Below are 3,411 nucleotides of genomic sequence, written 5' to 3' on the forward strand. Positions count from 1 at the left end.
AGAGATGTGTATAAGAGACAGCCGTTGTTGCGGACCAGCAGGCGCACGCCGAGGGGGTCGGACCGCAGTTCTATCGCGCAGCGGGTGGCGCGGCTGTGCCGCAGCACGTTGCCCACCGCCTCCCGCAGGACGAAACGGAGGCAGGCGGTCGCGGCCGGCCCCGGCGTGGCGTCCAGGACCGTGTGCACGGCGATCCCGGAACCGGCCAGCAGGCGCCGGGCGTGCACCACCTCGTCGGCGAGGGAGAGCTCGTCGTCCTGTCCGAGGGCCCGTATCTCGCCGTGCAGGCGACGGGCGAGAGCGGTGATCTCGGCGAGTGCCTCCCGGGCCGGTGCGTCGGCCGGCCCCGCGGGCGCGCGCAACGCCGCCTCGCCCCGCAGCGCGATGGCCACGAGCGTGGAGCCCGCCAGGTCGTGGAGGTCCTGGCGCATGCGGGCGCGCTCGCGTTGTTCCACGAGGTGCGCCGTGTGTTCCTTGCCGCTGTGCAGCCGGGCCGAGAGCAGGGCGAGGTGGCTGACCGCGAAGACGGTGCTGGCCGTGATCGTCGTACTGAGCGAGATCGCCCTGGCCGTCTGCATCCTGGCCGGGGCCGGACAGGAGATCCGAAGAGGCCTGATCCGCAGAAGGGAGGCGAAGGCCGCCGGGCACGGCGGCTGACGTGCGGCGGGTCCGACCGGCCCGGACCGGTGGCCTCCCCCGCAGGGCGTGAAGCCCGCCCGGGCGGCACACGGCCGGCCGGGGCGCCCCGGCCGTGACCCGGGGCCGTGGACCCCGGAGATAATCGGCCCATGATCAAGGTGCTGGTGGTCGAGGACCACGCCGTGGTGCGGGCCGGGCTGACGGCTCTGCTGTCGAGCGAGGTCGGCATACAGGTCGTCGGGGAGGCGGAGGACGGCCCGGAGGCACTGGTCCAGGCCGACCGGCTCCGCCCCGACGTGGCTCTCCTCGACATCGACCTGCCCGGCGCGGACGGCATCACCGTGGCGGCGGACCTCGCCGGCCGTCTGCCGCGTTGCCGCTGCCTGATCCTCACGGCGCTGGACCGCCCGGGGCACCTGGACCGAGTGCTCGCCTCGGGCGCCGCCGGCTACCTCCTCAAGTCGGCCCGTCCGGCAGAGGTGTCGGACGCCATCCGCAGGGTTGCCCAGGGCGGCAGGGTCATCGACCCGAGGATGCGCGAGGCCCTCGGGACCGGGCCCAGCCCCCTGACGTGCGCCGAGACGGAGGCGCTGCGGCTGACCGCGTCCGGGGCGCACGCGCGCGAGATCGCCGCCGACCTCTTCCTGAGCGTGGGGACGGTGCGCAACCGGCTCTCCTCCGCCGTCGGGAAGCTGCACGCCCGCACCCTGGTCGACGCCGTGCGCATCGCCCGGCGCAACGGCTGGGTGTGACACGGGCGTCAGGGCCGCCAGATCCACGGTGAGGCGTCCGGGCCCAGGCCGACGACCACCGGGCGCCCGTCCGGGCCGAGGTGGAGGGCCGGGCCGTCCAGGGCGACGGGGCCCCGGTCGCGTACGGCCACGCCGCCGGCGGTGCGCAGGCGCAGCCGGCCGTCGGTGCCCCGGCCGAGCAGGACCGGGCCGCCGGGGGAGGGGGCGGCCAGGAGCGGACCGTAGCCGTCGAAGGGGGCGGCGGACACCGGGGTGTCCGCCCGCAGCACGGTCATCGCGGCGCGGGCGGCGGCGCGGTAGTACAGCTCCACCGAGCCGTCCGGGGCCGGCAGCGCGGCGGGCGCGTGGCCCGGGACGGGGGCGCCGGTGAGCTGGGTGCGGGCCGTGACGTCGGTGGCGGGGGTGTCCTGGGTCCAGTGGTGCACCGCGTGGTGGCCGGCGGCGTACACATGGACGCGTCCGGCGCCGTCCACCGTCGCGGTCACACCGTCCCGCACCTCGCCGCCGCCCATGTCCCGCCAGACACCCCAGCGGCCCGCCGCGTCCCGGACCCGGGTGGCGAGGCCCTTCTCCGCGGTGCGTACGAAGACGTGGACGCGGCCGTCCGGTGCGGTGACCGCCACCGGTACGCCGATGCGACGACCCTCGTCACGGCCGGGGCAGGGGTTCCCGAGACCCCGCCAGGCGAAGAAGCCCCCGTCGGGGGTGCTCTGCTCCAGGACCACGATCTCGCGCGCGTCGGCCGCGCCGTGCCCGCCGAGCGCGGCGAAGCGCAGCCCGAAGAGCAGCAGCCGTCCGTCGCCGGCGGTGGCGGCGCCCAGGACCGGGGCGAGCGGCCCGCCGCCGAGGTCGTGCGGCGGCCCCCAGACGCCGCTGCCCGCCTCGGTCTCCCGCCACCGCACCGCCCGCAGCCCCAGCACCGCGTACGCGGCGAGCCGTCCGTCGGGCTCGGTGGCGACGGCGACCCGGTCCCCGGGGTAGCGGTGGGAGGTGGAGCGGACCCAGCCCTTGCGGTTGGTCAGGGGCCGCTTCCCGCCGACGTTGTAGTCGCCGCACCCGGCCGGGTTCCCGCACTCCCAGTCGGGTGACCCGCCGTACGGCACCAGGTGGGCGGCCTTCTCGGCGAGGACCTCGGGCGGCAGGTTCTTCGGCCAGTGCCGGTTGTAGTACCCGCGGTAGGAGGTCACCACGAACGCGGGCACCTCACCGCCGCCCGCCGTCGCCCGGGCCACCCAGCGGATCATCGCCGCCCAGGTGAAGCAGGCCGCCGCGGTGTGGTCGGCGTGGTCGGAGTAGCCGCGCTGTTCGCTGTCCGCCCGGCGGACGGCCTCGGTGCTGTGCTGGATGTCCGGGTCGGGGTCCAGGGTGTGCACGAGCGTGGGGCGGTGGCTCTCCAGCAGCCCGGCGAGGACGTCCACGAGCCCGTCGTACGTGTACGAACCGGCGTGCCGCAGCGGCGACCCGTCGGCGACGACGGTGCGCAGGGACAGGTGCCGGTCCTGCCAGAGGCTGGGCAGCCCGAGACGGTGGCGGGTGGTGTGCATCGCCGTGTTGAGGAAGACCAGCCGGACCCGCCGGGCCCCGTGGGTGAGGGTGTCGACCTCGGCGAGGTGGTTCCCGGCGAGCTCGACGACGGACGTCTCCCAGGGCGTGAACTCGTCCAGCCCGAGCAGGTCCGCGTACGCCTGGCGGAGCCCCTGGTGCCGGGCGGAGGAGTAGGCGCCCTTGTCGGGTGCCGGGCGCGGGGCGCCGGGGGCCTTGTTGACGCCGTCCGCCTCGCCCGCGGTGAGGTAGACGCAGATCAGCGGGGTGCCGGCGTCGACGGCCTGCCGGGTGTCCGGGTTCATGAAGTACAGGTCGTCGTCCGGGTGGGCGAGGAACTGCATCAGGCAGGCCCGGCGGCCGGTGCTGATGGCCAGGCCGGGCGCCGGGTCCGCGGGCGGGTCGCTGCGCCGGGGCGGCGGTACGGAACAGGCGCCGAGGGCCGCCGCGCCGGTGCCGGCGGCCAGCGCGGCGACGA

Annotated in this window: 3 protein-coding genes; 1 reads left to right on the forward strand and 2 read right to left on the reverse strand. The window is 76.3% G+C overall.

What is annotated here, in order from left to right; genetic code table 11:
- A partial coding sequence (locus IH13_RS0101820; protein WP_234433190.1) for a sensor histidine kinase occupies nucleotides 1–578 on the reverse strand: 578 nt, incomplete at its 3' end.
- 210 nt (nucleotides 579–788) lie between these two features.
- On the opposite strand from IH13_RS0101820, the gene IH13_RS0101825 reads away from it, so the two are divergent.
- Nucleotides 789–1,391: a response regulator transcription factor gene (locus tag IH13_RS0101825; RefSeq protein ID WP_031080457.1), complete on the forward strand. Its 603-nt coding sequence runs from the start codon at nucleotides 789–791 to the stop codon at nucleotides 1,389–1,391.
- Nucleotides 1,392–1,399: 8 nt separating this feature from the next.
- On the opposite strand, the gene IH13_RS0101830 is transcribed toward IH13_RS0101825, so the two are convergent.
- Nucleotides 1,400–3,400, reverse strand: a complete 2,001-nt coding sequence (locus tag IH13_RS0101830) for a PIG-L family deacetylase (RefSeq protein WP_063837385.1) — start codon at nucleotides 3,398–3,400, stop codon at nucleotides 1,400–1,402.
- Nucleotides 3,401–3,411 lie beyond the last annotated feature (11 nt).

Source organism: Streptomyces sp. NRRL WC-3549, from assembly GCF_000721935.1.
In the GTDB taxonomy this organism is placed as follows: domain Bacteria; phylum Actinomycetota; class Actinomycetes; order Streptomycetales; family Streptomycetaceae; genus Streptomyces.

Bases quoted from the DNA above. Each gene is read 5' to 3' on its own strand.
- IH13_RS0101825 (WP_031080457.1), top strand. From the start codon at position 789: ATGATCAAGGTGCTGGTGGTCGAGGACCACGCCGTGGTGCGGGCCGGG.